Origin of the sequence: Mesorhizobium sp. M1088 (assembly GCF_040318575.1) — a bacterium.
Taxonomy (GTDB): Bacteria; Pseudomonadota; Alphaproteobacteria; order Rhizobiales; family Rhizobiaceae; genus Mesorhizobium.
Window position 1 is genome coordinate 89,576 of record NZ_JAMYMO010000002.1, and the last position, 21,580, is coordinate 111,155.

The 21,580-nt window shown below is 64.7% G+C and carries 21 protein-coding genes; 11 read left to right on the forward strand and 10 right to left on the reverse strand.

The annotated features are described in order from the left end of the window. The first annotated feature begins 284 nt into the window (after window positions 1-284). Window positions 285-758, forward strand: coding sequence for a VOC family protein (locus NKH49_RS03190; RefSeq protein WP_352540429.1), 474 nt, complete (start codon window positions 285-287; stop codon window positions 756-758). 173 nt (window positions 759-931) lie between these two features. Here NKH49_RS03190 and NKH49_RS03195 read toward each other — a convergent pair whose 3' ends face one another. The 4 genes from NKH49_RS03195 to NKH49_RS03210 form a co-directional block, all read right to left on the reverse strand. Then, entirely contained in the window at window positions 932-2,524 is a 1,593-nt protein-coding gene (locus NKH49_RS03195) for a peptide chain release factor 3 (protein WP_352540500.1), read from the reverse strand. Between the two features lie 119 nt (window positions 2,525-2,643). Further along, window positions 2,644-2,973, reverse strand: coding sequence for a hypothetical protein (locus NKH49_RS03200; protein WP_352614561.1), 330 nt, complete (start codon window positions 2,971-2,973; stop codon window positions 2,644-2,646). 319 nt (window positions 2,974-3,292) lie between these two features. Beyond that, window positions 3,293-4,219 carry a haloalkane dehalogenase gene (locus NKH49_RS03205; RefSeq protein WP_352614559.1) on the reverse strand — a complete coding sequence of 309 codons (927 nt, stop codon included), beginning with the start codon at window positions 4,217-4,219 and terminating at the stop codon, window positions 3,293-3,295. Next, entirely contained in the window at window positions 4,216-4,815 is a 600-nt protein-coding gene (locus NKH49_RS03210) for a TetR/AcrR family transcriptional regulator (protein WP_352614617.1), read from the reverse strand. Before NKH49_RS03210 ends, NKH49_RS03205 begins: the two co-directional genes overlap by 4 nt. 118 nt (window positions 4,816-4,933) lie before the next feature. Here NKH49_RS03210 and NKH49_RS03215 point away from each other — a divergent pair, with 118 nt between their 5' ends. After that, window positions 4,934-6,010: an NAD(P)/FAD-dependent oxidoreductase gene (locus NKH49_RS03215; protein WP_352469959.1), complete on the forward strand. Its 1,077-nt coding sequence runs from the start codon at window positions 4,934-4,936 to the stop codon at window positions 6,008-6,010. Here the strand turns inward: NKH49_RS03215 and NKH49_RS03220 are convergent. Together NKH49_RS03220 and NKH49_RS03225 are read right to left on the reverse strand one after the other, a co-directional pair. Further along, complete coding sequence (locus tag NKH49_RS03220; RefSeq protein ID WP_352614557.1) at window positions 6,004-7,377, reverse strand: amidase; 1,374 nt, start codon at window positions 7,375-7,377, stop codon at window positions 6,004-6,006. The genes NKH49_RS03215 and NKH49_RS03220 overlap by 7 nt on opposite strands. A gap of 170 nt (window positions 7,378-7,547) precedes the next feature. Further along, complete coding sequence (locus NKH49_RS03225) at window positions 7,548-7,763, reverse strand: DUF6356 family protein (RefSeq protein ID WP_352469961.1); 216 nt, start codon at window positions 7,761-7,763, stop codon at window positions 7,548-7,550. 115 nt (window positions 7,764-7,878) lie between these two features. Here NKH49_RS03225 and NKH49_RS03230 point away from each other — a divergent pair, with 115 nt between their 5' ends. The 3 genes from NKH49_RS03230 (at window position 7,879) to NKH49_RS03240 (ending at window position 9,575) form a co-directional block, all read left to right on the forward strand. Continuing rightward, a complete protein-coding gene (locus NKH49_RS03230) occupies window positions 7,879-8,349 on the forward strand; it encodes an Lrp/AsnC family transcriptional regulator (protein WP_023676368.1) in 471 nt (156 codons plus the stop codon). An 84-nt stretch (window positions 8,350-8,433) separates the two neighbouring features. Continuing rightward, window positions 8,434-8,919 (forward strand): dUTP diphosphatase, encoded by a 486-nt coding sequence (gene dut / locus NKH49_RS03235; protein WP_352448498.1) that lies wholly within the window; start codon window positions 8,434-8,436, stop codon window positions 8,917-8,919. Then, window positions 8,919-9,575, forward strand: coding sequence for an HAD family hydrolase (locus NKH49_RS03240; protein WP_352614552.1), 657 nt, complete (start codon window positions 8,919-8,921; stop codon window positions 9,573-9,575). Before dut ends, NKH49_RS03240 begins: the two co-directional genes overlap by 1 nt. 33 nt (window positions 9,576-9,608) lie before the next feature. On the opposite strand, the gene NKH49_RS03245 is transcribed toward NKH49_RS03240, so the two are convergent. Next, window positions 9,609-10,340, reverse strand: a complete 732-nt coding sequence (locus NKH49_RS03245) for a TetR/AcrR family transcriptional regulator (RefSeq protein ID WP_352872189.1) — start codon at window positions 10,338-10,340, stop codon at window positions 9,609-9,611. A gap of 12 nt (window positions 10,341-10,352) precedes the next feature. Between NKH49_RS03245 and NKH49_RS03250 the strand changes: the two genes are divergently transcribed. From NKH49_RS03250 to NKH49_RS03265, 4 genes are all read left to right on the forward strand, one after another. After that, window positions 10,353-10,505 (forward strand): hypothetical protein, encoded by a 153-nt coding sequence (locus NKH49_RS03250; RefSeq protein WP_352872187.1) that lies wholly within the window; start codon window positions 10,353-10,355, stop codon window positions 10,503-10,505. Window positions 10,506-10,580: 75 nt separating this feature from the next. Further along, window positions 10,581-11,438: a hypothetical protein gene (locus NKH49_RS03255; RefSeq protein WP_352614546.1), complete on the forward strand. Its 858-nt coding sequence runs from the start codon at window positions 10,581-10,583 to the stop codon at window positions 11,436-11,438. 77 nt (window positions 11,439-11,515) lie between these two features. Continuing rightward, entirely contained in the window at window positions 11,516-12,319 is an 804-nt protein-coding gene (locus tag NKH49_RS03260) for an isocitrate lyase/PEP mutase family protein (RefSeq protein WP_352469965.1), read from the forward strand. 14 nt (window positions 12,320-12,333) lie between these two features. Then, complete coding sequence (locus NKH49_RS03265) at window positions 12,334-13,332, forward strand: proline racemase family protein (protein ID WP_352469966.1); 999 nt, start codon at window positions 12,334-12,336, stop codon at window positions 13,330-13,332. Here the strand turns inward: NKH49_RS03265 and NKH49_RS03270 are convergent. Then, window positions 13,263-14,024: a sulfate transporter family protein gene (locus tag NKH49_RS03270; protein WP_352469967.1), complete on the reverse strand. Its 762-nt coding sequence runs from the start codon at window positions 14,022-14,024 to the stop codon at window positions 13,263-13,265. The two genes, NKH49_RS03265 and NKH49_RS03270, sit on opposite strands and share 70 nt — an antisense overlap. 212 nt (window positions 14,025-14,236) lie before the next feature. Between NKH49_RS03270 and NKH49_RS03275 the strand changes: the two genes are divergently transcribed. Continuing rightward, on the forward strand, window positions 14,237-15,229 hold the full coding sequence (locus NKH49_RS03275; protein WP_352469968.1) for an adenosine kinase: 993 nt from the start codon (window positions 14,237-14,239) through the stop codon (window positions 15,227-15,229). A gap of 186 nt (window positions 15,230-15,415) precedes the next feature. Here NKH49_RS03275 and NKH49_RS03280 read toward each other — a convergent pair whose 3' ends face one another. Next, the gene (locus tag NKH49_RS03280; RefSeq protein ID WP_352613822.1) at window positions 15,416-17,695 is read right to left on the reverse strand and encodes an NADP-dependent malic enzyme; all 2,280 of its coding nucleotides are present in this window, start codon (window positions 17,693-17,695) and stop codon (window positions 15,416-15,418) included. A 203-nt stretch (window positions 17,696-17,898) separates the two neighbouring features. Between NKH49_RS03280 and mutS the strand changes: the two genes are divergently transcribed. Then, window positions 17,899-20,589 (forward strand): DNA mismatch repair protein MutS, encoded by a 2,691-nt coding sequence (gene mutS, locus NKH49_RS03285; protein ID WP_352925221.1) that lies wholly within the window; start codon window positions 17,899-17,901, stop codon window positions 20,587-20,589. A gap of 110 nt (window positions 20,590-20,699) precedes the next feature. Here mutS and NKH49_RS03290 read toward each other — a convergent pair whose 3' ends face one another. Continuing rightward, entirely contained in the window at window positions 20,700-21,545 is an 846-nt protein-coding gene (locus NKH49_RS03290) for an aldo/keto reductase (protein WP_352613823.1), read from the reverse strand. Window positions 21,546-21,580 lie beyond the last annotated feature (35 nt).

The window sequence follows — 21,580 nt, forward strand, 5'->3', positions numbered from 1 at the left end:
GTCCTTGCTGTCTGCGTCGCGCCCAAAGGTGCGGAAAACCGGAATTGAGCCGCAGGCCTTATAGACGGCACACTCTGGTCTGGCCACAATTTTGCGCTGCGCCAGGGTGCGGAACGAGCGGCCAGCCAAAGACGCAGCCGGCCCAGACCGTAAAAAAGTCAGAGGTGCTGTCGGATCGGGTCTCGTTCGAGCGTCCTTGGGCAGACGGCGGAACCGGGCATCAATTGCCAGCCAGCCGTTTTGCGAGTGAAAACAAAGCCAAAACCAGCCCGAGGAGCAAGAGAATGCAAAAGATCACCCCCTGCCTGTGGTTCAACGATCAGGCCGAGGAGGCCATGAACCATTATGTCTCCATCTTCAAGAATTCGAAGGTGCTGAGCGTGATGCGCTGGCCCAAGGGCAGCGGCGATAATGAGGGCAAGGTGCTGATGGTCTCATTCGAGCTCGACGGCGTTCAGTTCCAGGCGCTGAACGGCGGGCCGCAATTCAAGTTCACCGAGGCGGTCTCGCTCTCCATCGACTGCAAGACGCAGGAAGAGGTCGACTATTTCTGGGACAGGCTCATCGCGGGCGGTGGCCAGCCCAGCCAGTGCAGCTGGCTGAAGGACAAATTCGGCCTCTCCTGGCAGGTCGTTCCCGAGCAGCTGCCCAGGCTGCTGCTGGACGCCGACAGGGAAAAGGCCGGCCGCGTGATGCAGGCGATGATGCAGATGAGCAAGATCGACATCGCCAAGATCGAAGAGGCAGCCAAGGGGTGAATGGAACGCGATCTTGCCTTCTCCCCCCTGTGGGAGAAGGTGGATCGGCGCGAAGCGCCGAGACGGTTGAGGGGTGTGGGACGGAATGAGACGTTGGTGTTTTCTGGAACACCCCTCATCCGTCGCCTTCGGCGACACCTTCTCCCACAAGGGGAGAAGGGAAAACCAACAGCTCAAGCCGCCCTGTCGCGGACCTGATAATCCTTGACCGCGGTGAAGCGGATCGCCTTCCAGCGCTCGGCCTCGTAGTTGAGCGAGAAGGCGTGCTGGGCGAGGAACACCGGATCGTTGTCGAGATCGCGCGCGATGTCGCCGCGATGCGCCTCGATGAAGCGCTGGAGTTCGGCCTTATCGTCGGCCGATATCCAGCGGCAGACGGAAAAGCGCGACATCTCGAAATCGACCGGCAGTGTGTATTCGAAGTTTAGCCGCTCCTTCAAGACGTCGAGCTGCAGGGCGCCGACGACGCCGACGATGGCTGGCGAGCCGTCCTCCGGCGAGAACAATTGCACGACGCCTTCCTCGGCCATCTGGTGCAGTGCTTCCTTGAGCTTCTTGGCTTTCATGGCATCGCCGAGGCGAACGCGGCGCAGGATTTCAGGCGCGAAATTCGGCACACCGCGAAACAGGATCTCCTCGCCTTCGGTCAGCGTGTCGCCGATGCGCAGCGTGCCGTGGTTGGGGATGCCGACGACATCGCCGGCGAACGCCTCGTCGGCCGTGACGCGGGTGCGGGCGAAGAAGAATTGCGGTGCCGACAGGCTCATCGGTTTTCCCGTGCGCACCAGCTTGGCCTTCATGCCGCGCTCGAGCTTGCCGGAGCAGACGCGGACGAAAGCGATGCGGTCGCGATGGTTGGGGTCCATATTGGCCTGGATCTTGAAGACGAAGGAGGTCATCTTGTCCTCGGTCGCCTCGACCTTGCGGCTGTCGGCCTCCTGCGCGCGCGGCGGCGGCCCGTAGGCGCCGAGTGCCTCGATCAGGTCGCGCACGCCGTAATTGCGCAGCGCCGAACCGAAATAGACCGGCGTCAAATGGCCCTCGCGGAAGGCATCGAGGTCGAGCGGTCGACAGGCCGCGCGCGCCAGCTCCAGCTCCTCGATGAAGGCCTCGCGCTCGTTCTCCGGCAACAGGCCGGCGACGCGGTTGGAATCGGGTCCATTGACCGGCGTGCGCTCCTTTTCGGCGTCGCCCTTGCGCACCGCGTTCAGCGCCAGATGGTAGGTCCCGGAAAAGGTCTTGCCGCGGCCGATCGGCCAGGTGATCGGCGCTGTATCCAGTGCCAGCTTCTGCTCGATTTCATCGAGGATGTCGAACGGGTCTCGGCTTTCGCGGTCCATTTTGTTGACGAAGGTGATGATCGGGATGTCGCGCAGCCGGCAGACCTCGAACAGTTTCAGCGTGCGCGGCTCGATGCCCTTGGCGGCGTCGATCACCATGACCGCGCTGTCGACCGCCGACAGCGTGCGATAGGTGTCGTCGGCGAAATCCTCGTGGCCGGGCGTGTCGAGCAGGTTGAAGACGGTGTCCTCGTATTCGAAGGTCATCACCGAGGTGACCACCGAAATGCCGCGCTCGCGTTCGATCTTCATCCAGTCCGAGCGGGTCTGGATGCGGTCCTTCTTGGCCTTGACCTCGCCGGCAAGCTGGATGGCGCCGCCGAACAAAAGCAGTTTTTCGGTGAGCGTCGTCTTGCCGGCGTCGGGGTGGGCAATGATCGCGAAAGTGCGGCGGCGCGATACCGCTTGTTCGATGTCTTCAGCCAATTTCATGGAATCCTGTCTGTGGCGCGGGCTTCTAGCAGCGCTTTTCCGGCCTGTCGAACGGAAACACCACCCTTCGCCCTCAATGCCAGATGATGCAAATGTCACTGCGGGCCGCGAGTTCAGTCACGGATCACAGCCGCTTCAGTGACCGAACCGGCACTATCAGTGCGGATGGCGAGCCATTCATAGTCGATCGAAAGCAATCCCCTTTCCGGGCCAAGGACATAGACCAGGCTCCAATCGGAAAACTTGTCGGTCTCAGGCGGCGCGCCGAGCGCCGCAAGGACTTCTGCCCGCGATTTCCCAACCAACCACCCGGTCAGCACCAGGCTGTCGGCGATGCGATGGCGTTTATGCAAGGGATCATGCCAGCTGTAGTCACCGACTTGCCACCACGATCGAATGAACGGCAGTGGGCCGAAGAAGACGGCATAGACGATCATGACCATGGCAGTGCCAAGAGCCAGACCTCGCGTCCAGCGGCGCAAACGAGCCCTTTGTGGCGGGGACATGATCTCTGGTCGGGAACTCAACAGCGGAAAGCTTTCTCGCAAAGACGATGTCATCGACCGTTTCGAGAACGGAACACCACGACGCACCAAAGGTGTGCATGTATCACGACGGCGGGAGGGTATGAAGTCCTGCCGTTTAAAGGTGGAGGGCCGTGAGCAAAGACATCCTCTTCATCGGCGCTTCCATCGCCTGGAACCTGAGTGCAGTGCTTGTCAACCTTTCCGGCTGCAGCCGCCGCCGGTTCACGTCCCGACATCAGGCCGGTTCGGCCGCATGGCTCTCGAAGGCCACCTCCGGAATCCACTCGGCAATTGTGGCGCCGATCCTGCCGGCATGGTCCTCCTGTAGATAATGCGCGCCGGGTCCGAGATCGATCAACCGGCAGTTCTTCAGGCCGGCCGCGAATTCCCGTGCCGCATGCGGCGAGACGAGGGCCCCCGGATCGCCTGAGAAAAGCAGCTTCGGGTAGGAGGAGAGCCGGAGCGCCCGATGGTCGTGCTCGCTGATGGCAGCGACATCGGCGGGCTGGCCTTCAATCGGCAGGTCGCGCGGCAGCCGCAGGATCGGCTTGCGCGATTGGGGCGTCGGGAACGGTGCCCGGTAGGAGGCCATTTCCTCATCGCTCATCGTGCGCAGCACCGCAGCCGGAAGCACCTTTTCGACGAAGACGTTGTCTTCCAGGACAAGCTTCTCACCGACGCCAGGCGTGCGCATTGCCTTGAACAATTCGCGCGCCTGCGGACGCTGGTGAAAATCGTCCCAACTCTCGAAGGGGCGGATGAATTCCATGAAGGCGAGGCCGAGGATCCGCTGCGGCCGCCGGGCCGCGAGATGGAAGGCGAGCGCGGTGCCCCAGTCCTGCGCGACGACCACCACGTCACTGATGCCAAGCGTCTCGATGAAGGCGTCGAGATAGCGGACGTGGTCGAAGAAGCGATAGTCGATGTCCGGCTTGCCGGATTGGCCATAGCCGATCAGGTCGGGCGCAATGCAGCGGCCGAACGGCGCCACATGCGGGATGATGTCGCGCCAGATGTAGGACGACGTCGGGTTGCCGTGCAGGAATAGCACCGTCGGACCGGCAGTACCTGCCTCGACATAGGAGATGGTGGAATCGAGTACCGCGACTTCCGAGCGCGGCACCGTTGTGCGGGATTGCTGCTTTTCGAGTTTCGGGTTCATCGGATCAGCTCCTTTTTTACGAAGACTGTTTTGAAGACGATATTCTTGAAACGCTCGAGCGGTTCGGGACTGCGCTCCACCTTCATGCGCAGCATCGCGCCTTGCCAGGAACTCAACAGGAAATCGGCGAGGTCCTCGGCATCGAACGCGTCGGTGATGTCGCCAGCCGCCTGGCCCTCGGCGATGCATTCGGCAAAGGGCTTGCGCCAGCGTTCGAAGATGGCGACGAGTTGCAGCCTCAGCGCCTCACTGTGAGCCGCCGTCTCGAGGCTGAGATTGCCGATCATGCAGCCCCGTGCCCAATCATGCGCCTCCAGCTTCGACGTGATGATTTCGAGATAGCGGCGCAAGCGCCCGACCGGGGGTGTGCCGTCCCGGGCAAGGGCCTGCTCCGCCAAACCGCTCACATAGGCGAAATAGCGGTCCAGCACCTCGCCGGTGAACGCCTCCTTGGAGGCAAAATGATTGGTGAAGGACCCCGGACGGGCATCGGCCGCGGCGACGATGTCGCGTACGCCGGCGGCCGAATAGCCGGAGCTCCAGATGGTTTTGAAACCGGCGTCGAGAAGTTTTTCGCGAAGTGAATGTCTAGCCATGCCAGGTAAAATACGTACGTACGTATTAAAGTCAAGAGGCACATTTGATACGGCTCGCTCTTGGCAGAACCCACGGGCAATGGCATCGCAGTGGTGGCGTTGGAACGAGGAGTGAAGCATGACAGCTGCGAAAGAAGTGATCGTCATCGGCGCCGGTATCATCGGCGCCTCCATCGCCTGGCACCTGACCAGGGCTGGAGCAAAGGTGACGGTCGTTGCCGGCAGCGGCGCCGGCGGCGTCGCGACACCGAATTCCTTTGCCTGGATCAATGCCAGCTGGGGTAATCCGCAGCCTTACTTCCGACTACGGACTCGATCGATGGCCGAATGGACGCGACTGGCGAACGAGGTGCCCGGCATCCCGTTGCAATGGTGCGGCGGCCTGTGCTGGGACCTGCCACGTCCCGAACTCGAAGCCTATGCGGCCGAGCACTCCGCATGGGGCTACGGCATCGAGCGTGTCGACCTTGCCGGAGCGGCCCGCATCGAGCCCAATCTGACCGAGCTTCCCGATTTCGCCCTTTATGTCGCCGAGGAAGGCGTTGCCGAGCCGGTCGCCGCCACGCAAGCACTGCTGGCCGACGCCGAACGGCGCGGCGCGCGAATTGTAGCCGGGACGACCGTCACCGCTCTGGTGCAAGCCAACGGCAGGATTGCCGGCGTCGATACATCCGGCGGGCGGATTGCTGCCGACGAGGTGGTGATCGCGGCCGGAGCCGGCTCCCCGGCAATCGCTGCCACAGCCGGGATAGAACTGCCGATCGAAACGCCGCCCGGCCTGATCGTGCATTCGCGCCCCTACGAAAAGCTGCTCAACGGCCTGGTGATCGGCGACCGCCTGCATATGCGCCAGACGGCGGAAGGCCGCGTCATCGCCGGCTCGGATTTCGGTGGCGCCGATCCCGGCATGGATGCCCCGGCCACCGCCCGCGAGCTGTTTGCGGCGATGAAGGCGATGCTGCGCGGCGCGGATGGGCTGGAACTCGATTTCCACACCATTGGCTATCGGCCCACGCCGGTCGATGGCTTTCCGATCATAGGCCGCGCCGAAGGCACGAGCGGCGTCTATGTCGCCGTTATGCATTCCGGCATCACGCTGGCGCCGGCCGTCGCCCTGTTCGCCGCCCGCGAAATCCTCGACGGCGAGCGCGATCCGCTGCTTGATCCCTACGGACTGGCGCGGTTTACTCAATAGCCGGGCGGGCGGCGAAAGCCGCCGGCCAGCGGCTCGATTGCCCTGGCGATTCCGAGCAGGCGCCGCTCCGACCAGCGTTTGCCGACAAGCTGTAGTCCGATGGGCAGGCCGTCGCGATCTTGTCCGCAGGGCAGCGACAGTGCCGGATGGCCGCTGTAGTTGAACACCGCGCCATAGGCCGGCAGCATCAAGTAGCTTTGCGTCTTGCCGTCGACCTCGATCGGCGTTCCCGGCTCGCAATGCGGGAAGGCGGTGGCCATGGCGACCGGGCACAGCAAGGCGTCGCAGCCGTCGAAGAACCGTTCCCACGCCAGGATGGAGCTGTCGCGGCGGGCGAGCGCCTCGAACCAGCGCGAGACCGGCGTCGGCTTCTCCGGTGGTTTGGGCTGGGCCGCCTCCAGCATCATGCCGATCAGCGCACCGCCTTGTGCTAGGTCGTCGTGCAGGTCGAGCTCCGGCAATTTGGCATCCTCGACGATGGCGCCTGCCGACTGAAGCTCCTTTGCCAGACTTTCGACCGCCGCGCTGATCTCGCCGGCCACCGGAAAGCCCGGAAAGGACGGCGCGACGGCAATGCGCAAATTTCTGAGATCCAGCTCCGGCATGGTTTCGACCGGTACCGGCGCAAGGTCGGTATCGCTTCCATCCGGCCCGGCAATGAGGCCGTAGATCAGTGCCAGGTCCTCGACGCTGCGCGCCAGCGGTCCGAGGCAGGACATCAGCCGCACGCTGCGCGGCGCCCCGCCCGGGTCGGGGAAGGCGCCGGCGAGCGAGACGCGGTGCTCGGTCGGCTTGAGGCCGTAGACGCCACAAAAGGCGGCCGGCAGCCGGATCGAATCCTGCATGTCGGTGCCGACCTCGAACGGCGTCATACCAGTGCCGAGCGCCGCCGCCGCACCGCCGCTGGAGCCGCCGGCGGTGCGCTGGAGGTTCCAGGGGTTGCCGGTGCGGCCGAACAGTGGATTGTCAGACTGCCAGTCACCGAGCATCGTCGCCACGTTCGTCTTGCCCACCAGCACGCCGCCTGCCGCCTTCAGCCGGGCAACGACCGGACTGTCTGCCCTCGGAGCATAGTCGGCGAAGGCCGGGAAGCCGACGGTGGTTCTCATGCCGGCGGTTTCATGCGTGTCTTTCAGTGTGAACGGCACGCCATGCAGCGGCCCAAGAGCCTCGCCGCGCGCCTGCGCGTCGTCGGCTTTGACGGCGCGTTGCCGCGCACCGTCCCGATCGAGGGTTACGACGGCATTGACCGCCTTATTGTGCCTGTCGATCTGCGCCAGATGCTCGTCCAGCACCTCTATTGCGGAAACCGTACGGTCGCGGATGGCCGCGGCCAGTTTGGTGGTCGAGGAAAAGACGATATCCATGGTGAATGCTCCGGGCTATCGCGCCGCGATCCTCAAAATGGCGGATTGGCGCGTGGATACAAGCCTGGCTCGGCATTCGACGATGGCGGCGCTTGATCGGGATTGCGCTGCGGGGCCTGTTGAGGGTCGGCGCTGTCCAGCGGCCTCGCTGCGCTCGGTACCTCTGCGGCTTACCGTCCTCTGTTGTGCGTCCGCTCATAGAGCTCACGGATGATGCCGCTTGCCGTGGTCTCGAACAGAAACGGCAAGAAAGCATGAACGAGCGCGGCAAAGGCCGCCATGAACAATCGCGACGAGAACCATGCGGCGAAAGCCATATGGCCGAAATAACTCTCGCCGACCGCGGCCGGGTGAGAGGTGAAAAGTCTTGCGAGCCGTGCGGTCATGTCGATCCCTCCTGCCGGCATGAAGAGCCGGCGATGAGTATACTGGCATGGGTGTTCGGTTCATCGGTCTCAAATTGTCCTTGTGAAAGGCTGAATTTTGGGACAAACATCCCACATGGCGCCGGAAATAGACGAAATAGACCGGAGATTGCTGGCCGAGCTGCAACGCGACGGCACGCTGTCCGTCGACCAGCTCTCGGCAAGAATATCGCTGTCGCGCAATGCCTGCTGGCGCCGGGTGAAGCGGCTGGAGGAGGACGGCGTCATCACCGGCCGGGTGGCGCTGGTCGATGCCGACAAGCTTGGGCTCGGCCTTTCGGTGTTCATCCTGATCCGCACCTCCAACCACGATCCCGACTGGCTGCAAAGATTCCGGGCGGCGGTGACCGGCTTTGCCGAGATCACCGGCGCTTACCGCATGTCCGGCGATCTCGACTATGTCCTGCGCGCCCGCGTCGCCGATGTGAAGGCGTATGACCGGCTCTATCAACGGCTGATCGCCAAGGTGGCACTATCCGACGTTTCGGCCTCCTTCGTCATGGAGGAGATCAAGGAGACCACGGTCGTTCCGATGGAACTGCGCTGAGGCGGAACCGCACTGAAAGAAAGCCGTTGATAGCATTGCCGCCGAGTTGACTGAGCCGGCGTTCGCGACGATAGGATCAGCCTCATGCGCGCAGCACTTTATCCCACCTCCGTCATCGGTCCGGCTGTCGGCTTCGTCAGGCTGCCGCATGGCGAGGGCTTGCCGCTTCCGGCCTATGAAAGCTCGGGCGCCGCCGGCATGGACCTGCGCGCCGCCGTCCCGGACGACAGGCCGCTTTTGATCCTGCCGGGAAAGCGCGCGCTGGTGCCGACCGGGCTGGTCCTGGAAATTCCGGAGGGCGTCGAAGGCCAGGTCCGGCCGCGTTCGGGCCTCGCCTTCAAGCACGGGCTCACCTGCCTCAACACGCCGGGCACCATCGACAGTGACTATCGCGGCGAGGTCAAGGTGCTGCTGATCAATCTCGGCGACGAGGATTTCGCGGTGACGCGGGGCATGCGGATCGCCCAGATCGTCTTCGCCCCGGTGACGCAGGCGACCGTCGAGGAGCGCACATTGGCTGGCGGTACGGCGCGCGGCTCGGGCGGCTTCGGATCGACCGGCACGGCCTGATGAAAATACCCAAGCTCGTCATCTTCGATTGCGACGGGGTTCTGGTCGACACCGAGAACCTGGCCAATCGGCGCCTCGCCGAGTGGCTGACCGCGGCCGGCTTTCCGGCCAGCTTCGAATATTGCCGCAAGAATTTCTCCGGCCGCAGCATGGTCTCGGTGCAGAAGGAAGTCGAGGCGACCGGCGTCAGCCTCGGCGCCGATTTCGTCGAGCGTTGGAACGCCGGCCTGCCGGACCTGTTTGCGCATGGCGTCGAGGCCATCCCCTACGTTCGCGAGTTCATCGAAACCGTGCACGCCGCCGGCATCGCCACCTGCGTCGCCTCGTCGGCACGGGTACCGAAAATGCACATCACGCTCGGTCAGACCGGGCTGCTGCCGCTGTTCGAGCATGCGCTGTTCAGCTCGACCATGGTCTCGCGCGGTAAGCCGTTCCCCGACCTCTTCCTGCATGCGGCAGCGACGATGGGCTTCGCACCCGCCGACTGCATCGTCATCGAGGACAGCGTCGCCGGCACGGCAGCCGGCATCGCCGCCGGCATGCGCGTCTATTCCTACCACGGCGACCCGCTTTCCGACCGCGACGGGCTGATCGAAGCCGGCGGCATCCTGTTCGACGACATGCGTGAACTGGCCGGGCTGGTGCCGATCCACTGATCGCCTTTGCGCAGCCTGCATGCGCGCCCGATCTCAGACCGGGCGCGGCGCCCCAAGTACTCGGTCGACCGTGTCGCGTATGAGACTGCGCAGATTGGCCGGCCTGTCGAGATGACTGACGACAAGGAGGCCGTCGGCCGCCACCGTTAGCGCGTCCGCGGTGCGGTCCGGATCGGGATCTGCGTCGGCGATCAGCAAGTCCCTGAGGGTGCCCCACTTCCAGTGACGATGCTGATCGATCGCCTGGCGAACCGGGCTGCTGGGGTCCGGATATTCAGCAGCGGCGTTCTGAAACGGGCAGCCGCGGTAGCCCGGCTGATCCGCCGCGTCGGCGATGAGATCGAATATGGCAAGGATCATCTGGCGAGGTGGCCGCCGGCCAAGGCTCGCGATTGCCGCCCGTCCTCCCTTGCTGAGCTCCTCGATATAGGCGCGGACGAGGTCGTCCTTGGCCGCGAAGTGATGATAGAACGTCGCCTTGGCAACGCCGGCCTCGGCGATGATGCGGTCGATCCCGACTGCACGGACCCCCTCCAGAGAAAACAGTGCGGTCGCCGTATCGAGGATGCGACGGGACGGTGGGCGACTTCGCCGGCGGCGCCCAACGGATAGCCCCAGGCGTTTTTCGTCGACTGCCGGGTGGATGAGGGCGACGTACGGGCCCTTACTTTCGCCGACGGCAAGATTGTGCGAGAGCGGCTCATCGCCCGCGACGAGCAGAGCCGGCGGATCGTGTGGGGATGGCTCGGCGACGAGGTCACCCACGATAATACCTTCATGCAGGTCTTTGCCGAGGGCGAGGGCCGGAGCCGCCTGGTCTGGATCCACGACACTCTGCCCGACGAACTCGGCGCGTGGCTCGCAGCCGCCATGGATCAGCTGGTGCCGGTTTTCCAGCAGACCCTGGCGAGCCAAGCCAAGCCAACATAGTGAGGCAACGCCAGGTGTTTCCTCTTGGTCGCAAAATGCTCTAGCTTGCGCGCGCCCGACATAACGAGCGCGCGCATGACCTTCTCCCTGCTTCGTTTCATCTTTGCCTGCCTGCTGCTGCCTTGCCTTTGGATGGCGGCCAGCGCCGAGGCCGTCAGTTTCCCGGAGCTCGGCAGCGCTGTCCCCGGCCACGGCGATGTCACCTATCTCGATCTCGCCAGGATGGTCATTCCCGATCTGACCGCGGACAAGAACGGTTTTTTCCGAGGTTCGATGCCGATCGAGATGCGCCACGTCGCTGGACCGGACTACGACGGCTCGCCGCCGGCGACGTCGGGTCTTTCCAGCGGCGACGTGCTCGGCATCAAGGCCGGCGGCAAGGACCGGCTGGCGATGCTGCTCGACCTCGGCGACTCGCCTGACAGCGCCGAGGGTTATGCCGTGCTGGCACTCTACGACATCACCGGCAAGCCGGCCTTGCTCGACGCGGTCAATGTCGCCGTCGACCGCAGCACCTACTTTCGCGATCCGGGCAAGCTGTCGATCGGGCCCGGCGATGACGCCATCATCAGCATGAGCATGCATTTCAATTCGAGCCAGGGCTATGGGATCACGCCGCTGATCATGGTCCGCAACGACAGGTTCGAGCTGATCGACATGATCTATACGTTCGACGAAAACCTCTGCACCCATAGGAGGACACAGAATGCGGCGTTCCAGGTGATCGCCGACGGCCAGCCCTATGCAGCCATCAAGGTCACGGTGACCGACGCGACGCTGCCGGGAGAAGAAAGCTGCGACGGCCAGCCGCCGCCAGAGGCGTCTTCGCGCGACATCTCCGTCACCTATCATTGGGACAAAAATGCTTCGCGCTACGTCAAGGATTCCGACGCGCTGGATCGATTGGCAGATGACAACGCCAAACGCTTCTGAGCCAACCGCATTTGTTTGCCCGGCGCCTTCCGCCGGGCTAGAATTTGCCTCACATTCTGCACTGGAGGGGAGCATCCATGGACAAGGGCAAGATTTTTCGCGACCTGCATGCCTCGATCTTCGTCATGGCCAATTCCTGGGACGTCGGCACGACCAAGCTCTTGGCCTCATTCGGCTTCAAGGCGCTGGCCACGACCAGCGCCGGCTTTGCCTTTTCGCGCGGCCTGCCGGACGGCGCGGTGACGTTCGAGGCGATGATCCATCATTGCCGTGAAGTGTCAGCGGCGACCGGGCTGCCGGTTTCGGCGGACCTCGAAAAGGGCAAGGGCGACAGCGCGACAAGTGCCGGCGAGACCATCTTCGCCGCCGAGGCGGCTGGCCTCGCCGGCTGCTCGATCGAGGACCATACCGGCGAGCCCGACAAGCCGATCTATGATTTTGCGCATGCCGTCGAGCGCGTCGCGGCGGCGGCGGAAGCGGCACGGGCACTGAAACGCGATTTCGTCTTCACCGCGCGGGCCGAGAATTTCCTGTGGGGCAAGCCCGACCTCGACGATACGATCAAGCGGCTGCAGGCCTTCGAGAAGGCCGGCGCCGACGTGCTCTATGCACCGGGGCTGGGCGACATCGAGATGGTGCGAACCGTCTGCTCGGCGCTGACCAAGCCGGTCAACGTCATGGCCGGGCCCGGCTTCACCATCGCCGACCTGGCCATGGCGGGGGTAAAGCGCGTCTCGCTCGGCCCATGGCTGACCAATTTCGCCTTCGGCATGCTGGAGACCGCGGCGCGCGAGATCCAGCAGGATGGCACCTTCGGCTTCACCCGCGCCGCCATGCCGTTCGGCAAGCTGCAGGCGCTATTTGCCAAACCTTCCGCCTAGGTCGGGTCCGGCAAATGACGCTCACGGTCGTGGACATGCACACCGGCGGCGAGCCGCTGCGGATCGTCACCGGCGGCTACCCCGATATTCCCAAGGGCACGATCCTCGAAAAGCGTGCGTATGTGCGCGACCATCTCGATCATCTCAGAAAGATCCTGATGTTCGAGCCGCGCGGCCATTACGACATGTATGGCGCGCTGCTGGTCGAGCCCGACCTGCCGGGCGCCGACCTCGCGGTGCTGTTCATGCACAATGAGGGCTATTCGACGATGTGCGGCCACGCCATCGTCGCGCTCGGCCGCTACGCCGTCGACGAGCGGCTGGTGGCGCCACGCGAGCCGATGACGACCGTCAATATCGAGGCGCCATGCGGGCTGATTTCGGCTGCGGTCGAGGTGAGGGACGGCAAGGCCGGCGCGGTGTCCTTCGAAAGCGTGCCGGCGTTTCTGTTCGCCGGCGACCAGCGGATCGAGCTGCCGGGCTATGGTCCGGTCGGCTTCGACGTCGCCTATGGCGGCGCCTTCTATGCTCTGGCCGACTGCCGCCAGTTCGGGCTGGAATTCGGCAGGAACCGCGTGCGCGATTTCGTCGATGCGGCGACCGCGCTGAGTGATAAGCTGAAGGCCGAATTGCCGCTGTCGCATCCCGACCATGCCGATCTCGCCTTTCTCTACGGCACCATCCTGACCGACGGACAGGATGCGTTCTCCGATACGCCGACCAAAAACATCTGCGTTTTCGCCGAGGCCGAGGTCGACCGTTCGCCGACTGGCTCCGGCGTCACCGCGCGGTTGGCCGTCATGCACGCCAAGGGCCAGATCGAGATTGGCCGAACGCGGCTGTTCGAGAGCATCGCCGGCTCGCGCTTTTCCGGCGCCGTCGTACGCACGGCCACAGCCGGGCCGCATGACGCCATCATCGCCCGCGTCGGCGGCCGCGCCTATTACTCAGGGCGGGCCGAATTCATCGTCGAGGACGACGACGAACTGGGCAGGGGTTTTCTGCTGAGATAGCTCCCTTCCCGTGCCGAGATCGCCTTGTGCAGATGCACCATCATGGCGGCGGCGAACAGTGGCGTCAGAAGGTTGAGCAGCGGCACGGCGAGGAAAGCGGCGACCACCAGCCCGGCCAGGAACACGGTGATCGAGTGCTTTCTGCGCAGCGCCTTGGCCTCGGCCTCCGGGCGAAAGCGCATGGCGGCGAATTCGAAGAACTCGCGCCCGAGCAGATAGCCGTTAACGACGAAGAAGGCGGCGATGTTGATGCCCGGCACCAGCAGCAGCAGCAGGGCGACGATATTGCCGAGGATGACGACGCCGAAGAAGCGGATCGCCAGCACCAGCGAGCGCAACGGCGGCACGGCGCGGCCGGGCGGGTCGTTTGGATAATCCGTGCGCTCGACCACTTCGGCGACGTCGTCGAGGAACAGGCCGGCGATGATCGCCGTCACCGGCGCGATGAGCAGCGCCAAGCCCAGCGCAAGGCCGATGCCGACGACGATGGCGCCCAGCCAACCGGCCCAGGAGGGTAGGGCGGGCAGCCATGCATCGATCCACGGCCAGGCCAGCCATTCGAACAGGCTCTTGATCCCGAACCAAAGCGCCGCCAGCGCCAGCAAGGTCAGCCCCAGCGTCTTCAGGAACACGGAACGGAATTCGGGTGAGAACAGCCGGCTCAAGGCGGCACGGGCGGCGTCGAGGATCACGGCGTTTCCAATTCCATGTCAAACGAGGCCATGGGCGATATTTCGGGATAGGCGGAGACAGGTCGCGAGACAAGCGCAAACCGCGATACGAAGCATCTGCGTTCTGCCCGGATTTATAACTCGCGGCCTAGGCAAAGCCGCATCAAACCGCTAGACCCGCCCGCGCCCGGCGTGGCAGAAAGCCGGTGGGTTTTTGGCGGAGACATGAATTGATGCCGGACTATGACGTGCTTTGTATCGGGAATGCCATCGTCGACATCATCGCCCAGTGCGACGAGGCGTTCCTGGAGACCAACGGCATCATCAAGGGCGCGATGAATTTGATCGACACGAGGCGCGCCGAACTGCTCTACAGCCGCATGGGCCCGGCCATTGAAGCCTCGGGCGGCAGCGCCGGCAACACCGCGGCGGGCGTCGCCTCCTTCGGCGGCCGCGCCGCTTTCTTCGGCAAGGTCTCCAACGACGCACTCGGCGAAATCTACGCGCATGACATCCATGCCCAGGGCGTCGCCTTCGACACCAGGCCGCTTAACGGCGAACCGCCGACGGCGCGCTCGATGATCTTCGTCACGCCGGACGGCGAGCGCTCGATGAACACCTATCTCGGCGCTTGCGTCGAGCTCGGCCCGGAGGACGTCGAGGCCGACAAGGCGTCGGGCGCCGCGGTCACCTATTTCGAGGGTTATCTGTGGGACCCGCCGCGCGCCAAGGAGGCGATCCGGCAGACGGCGAAGCTCGCCCATGCCGCCGGGCGCGAAGTGTCGATGACATTGTCGGACTCGTTCTGCGTCGACCGCTACCGCGACGAGTTCCTCGATCTCATGCGCTCCGGCACCGTCGATATCGTCTTTGCCAACAGCCACGAGATCAAGTCGCTCTACCAGACCGCTTCATTCGACGAGGCGCTGGCGCGGATCCGCAGGGACTGCAAGATCGCCGCCGTCACCCGCTCGGAAAAGGGCTCGGTGATCGTGCGCGGCGACGAGACCGTGACCATCAATGCGACCAGGATCCGCGAGCTGGTCGACACGACAGGCGCCGGCGACCTCTATGCCGCCGGCTTCCTCTACGGCTACACGCAAGGCCGCAGCCTCAAGGATTGCGGCGATCTCGGCTCGCTAGCGGCCGGGCTGGTCATCCAGCAGATCGGCCCAAGGCCACGCCAGAATTTGCGCAGAGAGGCCGAGCAGGCGGGGCTGCTGTAGCGGCATCTCTTCCTTCTCCCCTGTGGGAGAAGGTGGATCGGCGCGCAGCGCCGAGACGGTTGAGGGGTGCTGGACGGAGTGCTGCCGGTGCCAAGCTGGAACACCCCTCATCCGACCGAGCTTCGCTCGGCCACCTTCTCCCACAACAAGGGGAGAAGGGAGAGGCGCTGCTGCTGCCCCCGCTCGTCAAGCTCCCGCGCTATACGCCGCGATCGCCGCCATGTTGACGATGTCTGAATCCTTGGCATTCAGCGAGACGATCTGAACCGGCTTGTTCAGGCCGACCAGCAGCGGGCCGATGACGGTCGAGCCGCCGAGCTCCTGCAGCATCTTGGTCGAGATCGAGGCCGAGTGGAAGGCCGGCATGACCAGCACGTTGGCCGGGCCGGTCAGCCTGATGAACGGGTACTGCGCCATGGCACGGGCGTTGAGCGCCACGTCGGCGGCCATCTCGCCGTCATACTCGAAATCGACGCGGCGCTTGTCGAGGATGCGCACCGCTTCCTGGACGCGCTCGGAGCGCTCGCCCTGCGGATGGCCGAAGGTCGAATAGGCGAGCATGGCGAGCCTCGGCTCGTAGCCCATGCGGCGGGCGAAACCGGCGGCCTCCTCGGCGATGTCGGCGATCTCGACGGCATCCGGCATGTCGTGCACCGCGGTGTCGGCAACGAGGACGGTGCGACCGCGCGCGAGCACGATCGACACGCCGATGACGCAATGGCCGGGCCTTGCGTCGATGACGCGGCGGATGTCGTCGAGCGCCGTCGAATAGTTGCGGGTAACGCCGGTGACGATGCCGTCGGCATCGCCCAGCGCCACCATGCAGGCGGCGAAATGGTTGCGGTCGTTGTTGATCAGCCGCTGGCAGTCGCGGAACAGGAAGCCTTTGCGCTGCATGCGCTCGTAGAGATAGTCGGTGTAGATCGAGTTGCGGCGCGACAGCCGCGCATTGATGATCTCGATGCCTTGCTTGCCGAGGTCGATGCCGGCGTTCCTGGCGTTTTCCTTGATGATGTCGTCGCGTCCGAGCAGGATGGCGGTGCCGAGCCGCTGGTTCACATAGGAGACGGCGGCGCGCATCACCTGCTCCTCCTCGCCCTCGGCAAAGACGATGCGCTTGGGCTGGCGGCGCACCCGGTCGTAGATGCGCTGCAGCGTCGAGGCGATCGGGTCGCGGCGGGCGGAAAGCTCCTGCGCGTAACGGTCGAGATCGAGGATCGGCTTGCGCGCGACGCCGGAGTCCATCGCCGCCTTGGCGACGGCGATCGGGATCGCCGATATCAGGCGCGGATCGAACGGCACCGGGATGATGTAGTTGGGGCCGAATTTCGGCCGCATGCCCTGGTAGGCGGCGGCGACGTCGTCGGGCACGTCCTGGCGCGCCAGCTCTGCGAGCGCTTTGGCCGCGGCGATCTTCATGTCGTCGTTGATGGTGGTCGCCCGCACATCGAGCGCGCCGCGGAAAATGTAGGGGAAGCCAAGCACGTTGTTGACCTGGTTCGGGTAGTCGGACCGCCCCGTCGCCATGATGGCGTCGGTGCGGATCTCGGCGACCTCCTCCGGCGTGATCTCGGGGTCGGGATTGGCCATGGCGAAGATGATCGGGTTCTTGGCCATCGACTGCACCATCCTGGTGGTCAGAGTGCCCTTGGCCGAGAGGCCGAGGAACACGTCGGCGCCGTCCAGCGCCTCGGCCAGCGAGCGCGCGCCGGTTTTCACGGCGTGCGCCGATTTCCACTGGTTCATGCCTTCGGTGCGGCCCTGGAAGACCACGCCCTTGGTGTCGCACAGGATGATATTCTCAGGCGCAAAGCCCATCGCCTTCATCAATTCGATGCAGGCGATGCCGGCAGCGCCGGCGCCGTTGCAGACCATTTTCGTGGTCTTCATGTCGCGGCCGGTGATTTCCAGCGCGTTGATCAGGCCGGCGGCCGAAATGATGGCGGTGCCGTGCTGGTCGTCATGGAAGACCGGTATGTCCATCAGCTCGCGCAGCCGCTGCTCGATGATGAAGCATTCCGGTGCCTTGATGTCCTCGAGGTTGATGCCGCCGAAGGAGGGGCCGAGAAAACGCACGCAGTTGATGAATTCGTCGGCATCCTCGGTGTCGACCTCGAGATCGATGGAATCGACATCGGCGAAGCGCTTGAACAGCACCGCCTTGCCTTCCATCACCGGCTTCGAAGCAAGCGCGCCGAGATTGCCGAGGCCGAGGATGGCGGTGCCGTTGGAGATGACGGCGACCATGTTGCCGCGAACCGTATAGTCGAAGGCGCGGCTCGGATCCTCGGCGATGGCGAGGACCGGAACGGCGACGCCCGGCGAATAGGCAAGGCTGAGATCGCGCTGCGTCGCCATTGGTTTTGTGGCGACGATCTCCAGCTTGCCAGGGCGGCCCATGGCATGGAATTCCAATGCCTCCTGGGCGCTGACGGAGGGCCCGTTGCTTTCGGTTTTCTTGACCATGGTACTTTCGGTTTCCTCGCCCGTACGGCACCGCTTGAGATGGGTGCGCATGCTTTCTTTTGTGGAAGGTTCGGGATTAAGGCTACACTTCGCCGCTGTAAACCGCCAAGCATGGCTTGCAAAATTTTGGAAGCAGCTTCTTGAACGACGAGACGCCCATTCGAAGCGACAACGCCACGCCGGCCTTCGCGCCGGCGACGCCGATGATGGAGCAGTATATCGAGATCAAGGCGGCGAACCCGGATTCGCTGCTGTTCTACCGCATGGGCGATTTCTACGAGCTGTTCTTCGACGATGCCGAGAAGGCAAGCCGGGCGCTCGGCATCGTGCTGACCAAGCGCGGCAAGCACCAGGGGCTCGACATCCCGATGTGCGGCGTGCCAGTGCATGCCGCCGACGATTATCTGCAGAAGCTGATCGGCCAGGGGTTCCGCGTCGCCGTCTGCGAGCAGATCGAGGATCCGGCCGAGGCGAAGAAGCGCGGCGGCAAATCGGTGGTGCGCCGCGACGTGGTGCGGCTGGTCACCCCGGGCACCATCACCGAGGACAAGTTGCTGGCGCCGTCGGAATCGAGTTTTCTGATGGCGCTGGGACGGGTCAAGGGCGGCAGCAGCGATACAAGAGGCGGGGAGCGCGGCAGCGCGACAGGGAACCAAGGAAGTTTCGCCCTAGCCTGGATCGAGATCTCGACCGGTGTCTTCCGCGTCGCCGAGACCACCGCCGACCGGCTGCTCGCCGATGTCTTCCGCGTCGATCCGCGCGAGCTGATCGTCGCCGAGCCGGTGTTTTACGACCCGGAGCTGAAACCGGTCTTCGACGTGCTTGGCCGCGTCGCCAGCCCGCAGCCGCCGTCGCTGTTCGATTCGGCTTCGGCCGCCGGCCGCATCGCCCGCTTCTTCGAGGTGGCAACGCCGGACAGTTTCGGCACGTTTTCGCGCGCCGAACTGTCGGCGATCTCAGGCGTCATCGCCTATGTCGAAAAGACGCAGAAGGCCGAGCGGCCGCCGCTGTCGCGGCCGCAGCGCGAGGAGCAGGGTTCGACGCTGTTCATCGACCCGGCGACGCGCGCCAATCTGGAACTGCTGCGCACGCTGTCCGGCAGCCGCGACGGATCGCTGTTCAAGGCGATCGACCGCACGGTGACCGGCGGCGGTGCAAGGCTGCTCGCCGACCGGCTGATGGCGCCGCTGACCGATCCGGCGGCAATCGCCGCAAGGCTGGACTCGGTGTCGTTCTTCCGCTCCGAGACGCGCCTTTGCCAGGCGGTGCGGACAAGCCTGAAGAGCGTTGCCGATATGCCGCGCGCGCTGTCCAGGCTGGCGCTCAACCGCGGCGGCCCGCGCGACCTCGGCGCGCTGCGCGCCGGTTTCGAAGCAGCCGGCGCCATCGCCGAACTGTTCGGCCAAACCGCCTTGCCGGGCGAACTGAGCACGGCGTTGGGAGCTATCAAGGCACTGCCGAATGAACTGGCGACGCATCTGGCGCAGGCGCTCAGCGACGAGCTGCCGTTGCTCAAGCGCGACGGCGGCTTCGTCCGCGGCGGCTACCACGCCGAACTCGACGAGATGCGGGCACTGCGCGACGAGTCGCGAAAGGTGATCGCCGGGCTGGAGCGTTCGCTGATCGACGAGACCGGCATCCGCTCGCTGAAGATCAGGCACAACAATATGCTGGGGTATTATATCGAAGTCACCGCCAACCACCATGCGCTGATGACCGGCAGCGACGGCGCCAGGGCGCGCTTCATCCATCGCCAGACCATGGCCAACGCCATGCGCTTCACCACCACCGAACTCGCCGAGCTGGAAACCAGGATCGCCAACGCCGCCGACCGGGCGCTGGCGATCGAGCTTGCCGCTTTCGAGGCGCTGATGGCAGAAGTGGTCGGCCAAGCCGACACGATCCGCGCCGGCGCCGAAGCGCTCGCCGTGCTCGACGTTTCGGCCGCGCTTGCCTTGCTTTCCGAGAGCGAGGCCTGGTGCCGGCCGCTGGTCGATGCGAGCCTTGCCTTCGAGATTGCGGGCGGACGCCACCCGGTGGTCGAACAGGCGCTGCGGCGTTCCGGCGAAGGTCCGTTCGTCGACAATGATTGCGATCTGTCGCCGCAAGGCGATGCCAAGGCCGGCGCGATCTGGCTGCTGACTGGCCCCAATATGGGCGGCAAATCGACCTTCCTCAGGCAAAACGCGCTGATCGCCATCCTCGCCCAGACCGGCTCCTTCGTGCCGGCGGCATCAGCCCATATCGGCGTCGTCGACCGGCTGTTTTCGCGGGTCGGCGCCTCCGACGACCTGGCGCGCGGCCGCTCCACCTTCATGGTCGAGATGGTCGAGACGGCGGCGATCCTCAACCAGGCAGGCGAACGCGCACTGGTCATCCTCGATGAGATCGGCCGCGGCACCGCCACTTTCGACGGCCTGTCCATCGCCTGGGCGGCGGTCGAATATCTGCACGAGAAAAACCGCTGCCGGGCGATCTTCGCCACGCATTTCCACGAGATGACGGCGCTGGCCGGAAAACTGCCGCGGCTCTCCAACGTCACCATGCGGGTCAAGGAATGGGAGGGCGACGTGGTCTTCCTGCACGAGGTCGGCAAGGGTGCGGCCGACCGTTCCTACGGCGTCCAGGTTGCGCGGCTGGCCGGCCTGCCAGAGGCCGTCGTCGGCCGGGCCAAGGAAGTGCTGCACCAGCTTGAAGCAGGCGAGGTCTCGGGCAAGGCCAACCGTCTGGTCGACGACCTGCCGCTGTTTTCCGTGGCGGCGCAGCGGGAAGCGTCGAAGCCGGCGAAGAGTGACGGGCTGGGCGCGGCGCTAGCGGAGATCAATCCCGACGAGATGACTCCAAGGGAGGCGCTGGAAGCGCTGTACCGGCTGAAGGGGCTGGCTGGGAAGTAGTGCTCGTCCGATAGCGCTCTACGGCACCCCCCCTCTGTCCTGCCGGACTGTCCGGCAGGACAGAGGGGGTGTGACGGAACGCTGCTTTGGCTTGCCTTCCGCCCCACCCCTCAAATCATCGCCAAGCCGGACTTCCGCCTCGGTGGTGGGAAGGCGCGGTCAATTTCGGCGAAATCTTCGCTCGTGAGCTCGATCTCCAACGCCGCGACATTCTGCCGGATATGCTCCGGGCGGCTGGCCTTCGGAATGGCAATCACGCCCTCCTGCGCCATCACCCAGGTAAGCGCGATCTGCGCCGGCGTCGCACCGTGGCGGGCGGCGATGGCATCTAACCTGGCGTTGCGTGCCAATACCCCCTGATCGACCGGCGAATAGGCCATCAGCGGCATGCCGCGTTGCCGGCTCCACGGGGCGAGGTCGAACTCGACGCCGCGCTGCGACAGATTGTAGAGCACCTGGTTGGTCTGGACGTTGCCGCCGGCCGGCAACCGAACCAGCTCTTCCATCTCGTCGGTATCGAAATTGCTGACGCCCCAATGGCGGATCTTGCCGGCCGCCTTCAACGCTTCGAACGCCTCTACCGTTTCCATCAAAGGCACGCTGCCCGGCCAATGCAAGAGATAGAGATCGATGCGGTCGGTGGCGAGATGCCTCAGGCTGTTCTCGCATGCCCGTTTCACGCCGGCGCGCGAGGCATTGGACGGCAGCACCTTGGAGACCAGGAAAACCTCGTCGCGGCGACCGGCGGTGGCCTCCGCCACCACCTCCTCGGCGCCGCCGCTGGCATACATTTCGGCGGTGTCGATCAGCGTCATGCCGAGATCCAGCCCGAGCTTCAGGGCATTGGCCTCATCGCCGCGGCGGCGACCGTCCTCGCCCATCTTCCAGGTGCCCTGGCCGAGCACCGGCACGGCTTCGCCGCAGGGCAGGGTGGTCGTTCTTATCGTCGATGGCATGGCATGCTCCAGTCCGAGGCCCGGATAGCACCACA

Coding starts and splice junctions, on each gene's coding strand:
- NKH49_RS03215 (WP_352469959.1), top strand. CDS start 4,934: ATGACAGCTGCGAAAGAAGTGATCGTCATCGGCGCCGGTATCATCGGC.
- NKH49_RS03225 (WP_352469961.1), bottom strand. CDS start 7,763: ATGACCGCACGGCTCGCAAGACTTTTCACCTCTCACCCGGCCGCGGTC.
- NKH49_RS03255 (WP_352614546.1), top strand. CDS start 10,581: ATGACCTTCTCCCTGCTTCGTTTCATCTTTGCCTGCCTGCTGCTGCCT.
- NKH49_RS03205 (WP_352614559.1), bottom strand. CDS start 4,219: ATGAACCCGAAACTCGAAAAGCAGCAATCCCGCACAACGGTGCCGCGC.
- NKH49_RS03280 (WP_352613822.1), bottom strand. CDS start 17,695: ATGGTCAAGAAAACCGAAAGCAACGGGCCCTCCGTCAGCGCCCAGGAG.
- NKH49_RS03210 (WP_352614617.1), bottom strand. CDS start 4,815: ATGGCTAGACATTCACTTCGCGAAAAACTTCTCGACGCCGGTTTCAAA.
- mutS (WP_352925221.1), top strand. CDS start 17,899: ATGATGGAGCAGTATATCGAGATCAAGGCGGCGAACCCGGATTCGCTG.
- dut (WP_352448498.1), top strand. CDS start 8,434: ATGCGCGCAGCACTTTATCCCACCTCCGTCATCGGTCCGGCTGTCGGC.
- NKH49_RS03240 (WP_352614552.1), top strand. CDS start 8,919: ATGAAAATACCCAAGCTCGTCATCTTCGATTGCGACGGGGTTCTGGTC.
- NKH49_RS03190 (WP_352540429.1), top strand. CDS start 285: ATGCAAAAGATCACCCCCTGCCTGTGGTTCAACGATCAGGCCGAGGAG.
- NKH49_RS03230 (WP_023676368.1), top strand. CDS start 7,879: ATGGCGCCGGAAATAGACGAAATAGACCGGAGATTGCTGGCCGAGCTG.
- NKH49_RS03200 (WP_352614561.1), bottom strand. CDS start 2,973: ATGGTCATGATCGTCTATGCCGTCTTCTTCGGCCCACTGCCGTTCATT.
- NKH49_RS03220 (WP_352614557.1), bottom strand. CDS start 7,377: ATGGATATCGTCTTTTCCTCGACCACCAAACTGGCCGCGGCCATCCGC.
- NKH49_RS03265 (WP_352469966.1), top strand. CDS start 12,334: ATGACGCTCACGGTCGTGGACATGCACACCGGCGGCGAGCCGCTGCGG.
- NKH49_RS03250 (WP_352872187.1), top strand. CDS start 10,353: ATGCAGGTCTTTGCCGAGGGCGAGGGCCGGAGCCGCCTGGTCTGGATC.
- NKH49_RS03275 (WP_352469968.1), top strand. CDS start 14,237: ATGCCGGACTATGACGTGCTTTGTATCGGGAATGCCATCGTCGACATC.
- NKH49_RS03290 (WP_352613823.1), bottom strand. CDS start 21,545: ATGCCATCGACGATAAGAACGACCACCCTGCCCTGCGGCGAAGCCGTG.
- NKH49_RS03260 (WP_352469965.1), top strand. CDS start 11,516: ATGGACAAGGGCAAGATTTTTCGCGACCTGCATGCCTCGATCTTCGTC.